The following is a 4,735-nucleotide window of genomic DNA, read 5'->3' on the forward strand; positions in this document are numbered from 1 at the left end:
GGACGGTATCAGTATTGAATACCCTGAGTGGCGCTTTAACCTGCGCACATCCAACACGGAGCCGGTGGTGCGCCTGAACGTTGAGTCCAGAGCGGATACGGCGTTGATGAATGCAAAAACCGAAGAGATTTTAGCTCTTCTCAAGTAATGCATTATCCATAATGGAAGCCATAGGGTCAGATTTTAATCGTATTATTGACCTTATGGCTTATTCTTGACATCCCACTGGTCAAAGCGTAAAACCGCCCACAGCATTATTTAATTTCGTGGCTATCCGCCATTACCCAGTTAACTGATTAAAGTGTAATCGAATGAAAATTACTATTTCCGGTACAGGTTATGTTGGTTTATCGAACGGTATCCTGATTGCGCAAAACCACGAAGTGGTGGCCCTGGATATCGTACAGGCCAAAGTGGATATGCTTAACCAGAAGATCTCTCCGATTGTCGATAAAGAGATTCAGGAATATCTGGCAGAAAAACCGTTAAATTTCCGCGCCACCACGGACAAGCACGACGCGTACCGTAATGCCGACTACGTGATCATTGCGACGCCGACCGATTATGATCCCAAAACTAACTACTTCAACACCTCTACGGTGGAAGCGGTTATTCGCGATGTCACCGAGATCAACCCGAATGCGGTGATGATCATTAAATCGACCATCCCGGTGGGGTTCACCCGCGACATCAAAGAACGTTTAGGGATTGATAATGTTATTTTCTCTCCTGAGTTCCTGCGTGAAGGTCGTGCGCTGTACGACAACCTGCACCCGTCGCGTATTGTCATCGGTGAGCGCTCTGCGCGTGCCGAACGTTTCGCAGACCTGCTGAAAGAAGGTGCGATCAAGCAGGATATCCCGACCCTGTTTACCGACTCCACCGAAGCGGAAGCGATCAAACTGTTCGCTAACACCTATCTGGCGCTGCGCGTTGCCTATTTCAACGAACTCGACAGCTATGCTGAAAGCCAGGGGCTGAACAGCAAGCAGATTATCGAAGGGGTATGCCTGGATCCTCGTATCGGCAACCACTACAACAACCCGTCCTTTGGCTACGGCGGCTACTGTCTGCCGAAAGATACCAAGCAGCTGCTGGCGAACTACGAATCGGTCCCGAACAACATTATCGCGGCTATCGTCGATGCCAACCGTACCCGTAAAGACTTTATTGCGGATTCTATTCTCGCCCGTAAGCCAAAAGTGGTGGGTGTGTATCGCCTGATCATGAAGAGCGGGTCAGACAACTTCCGTGCCTCTTCTATTCAGGGCATCATGAAGCGCATCAAGGCGAAAGGTATCCCGGTTATTATCTATGAACCGGTGATGCAGGAAGATGAGTTCTTCAACTCCCGCGTCGTGCGCGACCTGGATGCCTTCAAACAAGAGGCGGATGTGATCATTTCTAACCGTATGGCGGAAGAGCTGGCGGATGTCGCGGATAAGGTTTATACCCGCGATCTGTTTGGTAACGATTAATTCTGCCTGTCTGACACTGGCGGCTCCCCGCCGCCAGTATGCTTTTTTATCTCCCCGCTATATCCCTCACTGCGCGTATTTCTCGCACATTCAGATTAACCTCAATAAATTGTGATGGACATTACGATCCTGCTCAAAACCCGTTGCGGGTTGAAAACAGGTCCGATAAGTTAAACTTACCTTGTGAAGAGCTACCGTCACTGTGATGTAGATGCCGGAGATAAGCGCCGGGAGGTAAAACGAAGCCTGCAACGCAGGCTTTTGTTATTTATGCCCTGAGGAAATATGAGGAACAGGGCGCGAGTAACGTTATTTTTTCTTGCCTTAAGGCCACGCCAAAACGCAGAATGAACGGTCATTCTGTCATATCATTTTTTTATCTCTTAATATTATCTTAATCTAAATGCAATATGGAGCGAGTCTTACCACTTGCGTTTATTAAACGTCAGTTTTGTTTTCTTTCTGTCTTTCAGATATGAAATTAAAAAGAAAACAGACACAGCAAGTAGTATGGCAGCGACCACTAAGAAAAATAGGTTTTCCATAATATCTACCACAGCTTTTTGTTGGTTGAATCATTAGCATGTTAAGCAACACTTCAGCCCGGAAGCGCTGAATTGCGATCTCTAACATATCCTGTTCTTAAGAAAATTCCTACAGAAAGTAATGTCTTTTATTTATCAGGAGAAAATGCTGGGGGAGCCATTAAAAATAGTATTGAAAAGAGTGATAGCAGGGGACCGGGCTTAAAGTTGTTGGCTTTTTCGCTGGCGGGCAGATGAAACTGGTTTCAGCACCGTCGTTAAAACCAGTAAAAATTATTCTTTAGCACAAAAAAGTATAGCCTGTGCCAGGCTCGGGTAAAGAAATGAATGATAAAGGAAGACAATACGGGATGCTTATCCGTTGCCGCAATCAGCGGATTGCGGCAGGGCAGAGACAGGTTAGATCTGATAGTAATCCTTATACCACTCCACGAAGTTCTTCACGCCTTCTTTCACTGATGTCTGTGGCTTAAAGCCCACCAGGTCATACAGCGGCTGGGTGTCTGCACTGGTGTCCAGCACATCGCCCGGCTGAATCGGCATCATATTCTTCTTCGCTTCCATCCCCAGAGCTTCTTCCAGGGCGGTGATATAATCCATCAGTTCCACCGGCGAGCTGTTGCCAATGTTATAGACCCGGTACGGCGCGGAGCTGGTGGCCGGGGAACCGCTCTCAACGGTCCAGTCGGCATTGGCCTGCGGGATCACATCCTGAACGCGCACCACCGCCTCGACGATATCGTCGATATAGGTGAAATCGCGCTTCATCTTGCCGTAGTTGTAAACGTCGATACTTTTCCCTGCCAGCATCGCTTTCGTGAACTTGAACAGCGCCATATCCGGGCGGCCCCACGGACCATAGACCGTAAAGAAGCGCAGCCCGGTGGTCGGGATGCCGTACAGATGGGAATAGGTATGCGCCATCAGCTCATTGGCTTTCTTGGTGGCGGCGTACAGGGAAACCGGATGATCGACGGAATCCTCCGTGGAGAACGGCATTTTGCGGTTAAGGCCGTAAACCGAACTGGAGGAGGCGTATACCAGGTGTTTCACTTTGGTATGGCGGCAGCCTTCCAGAATATTCAGGTATCCCATCAGGTTTGCGTCGGCGTAGGCATACGGGTTTTCCAGCGAATAGCGCACGCCGGCCTGGGCCGCCAGGTGGATCACGCGGTCAAACTGTTCTGCGGCGAACAGCGTCGCCATACCCTCACGGTCGGCAAGATCCAGCTGCTGGAAATGGAATGCCGGAGAGGACAGGCGCTCCAGACGGGCCTGCTTCAGGCTGACGTCATAGTAGTCATTCATGTTGTCGATCCCGACAACGTCATGCCCTTCATTCAGCAGGCGCTGCGCGATATGAAAGCCGATAAAACCTGCGGCACCAGTGACCAAAAACTTCATATTTTTCCTCCGGGGTGTGGATATCCCGTTCTACATAAGGGCCGATTTTACACTGGCTTGCGGCTGGGATCACTTGCTTTGCCGCGTCTTATCCGCCAGGCGTGAAGTGAAGGGCGCTTTTTTCTGGCAAAATCGTGGTGGCAAAGGCTGATAAATAACAACGTTTCTCATTTGACTGTTAGCTGTCGAATAATAACCTTGTGACCTGTCAGCGGTTTAGCGACTCATGGCGCAATCATAAAGGTCGCCAATCCCCCCGGTATGGCGTAATTTTGTTTAAAGATATATTTTCGTCAGCGGATGATTTAGCAAATGGGCAAAATCTCTGTAGTGTTTTCTCTGATTTTTTGATTAATATCAATGGATTAGATTGGTTTTGTTTGTTTAGTGAATGTTTATAATGTGTATTATTTGAGTAATCCATTAATCAGTAGGCTTTTTTATTTTTATTCCCCGCGACCAGCGCTATAATCTGCGGACGATTTTCTTTGTGGAATGTGCAGTGTAGAGCATGAGTCGTTTATCCCTCCTGTCGGAACAAAGCGCCGTCGCCATGTGCAAAGGGCCATCAAGCCTGGCCGCGCGTTGTCTCCCTGGCGGCGATAGCGATGTCTCTTCTTATCTTTCCCCGCATCGTGGACGCTCCTTTCTGACGCTTGCTGACACCGGCAGGCCGCCCGTTTCCCTTTCTTCGGTGGCGGAAAGCGCACGCGTGATACCCTGCGTAAATGAGAAAGTCCTGATGGTTAACCCGGCGGCAAATGCGGAAAGTGTGGGGCATTTCGCGGCCAGGTGAGGACAGATGCACATTAAAAGCAGAGATATGTCCCATGACATATCTCTGCTTTTAGGTTTTCAGGACACCCGTTCCGTCAGGCTGGCTTTTCAGGCCACTGAGTGAACGTTCTGCCGATAGCCTGAAGCGAAAAAGGGTGGCGTTTAGCCTGAAGCACGGGAGCAGTACGCATTTTGGTTGCGACAGCCAATGGCGGTAGCGTGCCTGAAAAAGGCCATTCCACCCGACGGTCGATTGATTGATAGTAAAATAAAGCAATTATTTATTTAAGGATTTCATTATGTTACTTCCTGTAATTATGGCTGGTGGTACCGGCAGTCGTCTCTGGCCGATGTCTCGCGAGCTTTACCCGAAACAGTTCCTCCGGCTGTTCGGGCAGAACTCCATGCTGCAGGAAACCGTCACCCGACTCTCGGGCCTTGAAATCCATGAACCGATGGTCATCTGTAACGAAGAGCACCGCTTCCTGGTGGCCGAACAGCTGCGCCAGCTCAACAGGCTGTCCAACAACA

The 4,735-nt window shown here is 49.4% G+C and carries 4 protein-coding genes and 1 pseudogene; 3 read left to right on the forward strand and 2 right to left on the reverse strand.

Annotation, left to right across the window (positions count from 1 at the left end; all coding sequences use genetic code 11):
• Together ACLH1U_RS25055 and ugd are read left to right on the forward strand one after the other, a co-directional pair.
• A pseudogene (locus ACLH1U_RS25055) lies at positions 1-148 on the forward strand (phosphomannomutase CpsG); the annotation flags it as partial.
• Positions 149-311: 163 nt separating this feature from the next.
• Positions 312-1,478 carry a UDP-glucose 6-dehydrogenase gene (gene ugd, locus ACLH1U_RS25060; RefSeq protein ID WP_000704810.1) on the forward strand — a complete coding sequence of 389 codons (1,167 nt, stop codon included), beginning with the start codon at positions 312-314 and terminating at the stop codon, positions 1,476-1,478.
• A 422-nt stretch (positions 1,479-1,900) separates the two neighbouring features.
• Here the strand turns inward: ugd and ACLH1U_RS25065 are convergent, their stop codons facing one another.
• Together ACLH1U_RS25065 and ACLH1U_RS25070 are read right to left on the reverse strand one after the other, a co-directional pair.
• Positions 1,901-2,023, reverse strand: coding sequence for a small membrane protein (locus tag ACLH1U_RS25065; RefSeq protein WP_000429184.1), 123 nt, complete (start codon positions 2,021-2,023; stop codon positions 1,901-1,903).
• Between the two features lie 399 nt (positions 2,024-2,422).
• Positions 2,423-3,427: an NAD-dependent epimerase gene (locus tag ACLH1U_RS25070; protein ID WP_334080409.1), complete on the reverse strand. Its 1,005-nt coding sequence runs from the start codon at positions 3,425-3,427 to the stop codon at positions 2,423-2,425.
• Positions 3,428-4,503: 1,076 nt separating this feature from the next.
• Here ACLH1U_RS25070 and ACLH1U_RS25075 point away from each other — a divergent pair.
• Positions 4,504-4,735, forward strand: a 232-nt coding sequence (locus tag ACLH1U_RS25075; protein WP_411299512.1) for a sugar phosphate nucleotidyltransferase, incomplete at its 3' end; no start/stop codon positions are given.

Origin of the sequence: Klebsiella sp. 1SOBk5mer, from assembly GCF_046603115.1 — a bacterium.
In the GTDB taxonomy this organism is placed as follows: Bacteria; Pseudomonadota; Gammaproteobacteria; order Enterobacterales; family Enterobacteriaceae; genus Klebsiella; species Klebsiella quasipneumoniae.

Excerpts from the sequence above, each read along its gene's own strand:
- ugd (WP_000704810.1), top strand. The coding sequence starts at position 312 with ATGAAAATTACTATTTCCGGTACAGGTTATGTTGGTTTATCGAACGGT.
- ACLH1U_RS25065 (WP_000429184.1), bottom strand. The coding sequence starts at position 2,023 with ATGGAAAACCTATTTTTCTTAGTGGTCGCTGCCATACTACTTGCTGTG.
- ACLH1U_RS25070 (WP_334080409.1), bottom strand. The coding sequence starts at position 3,427 with ATGAAGTTTTTGGTCACTGGTGCCGCAGGTTTTATCGGCTTTCATATC.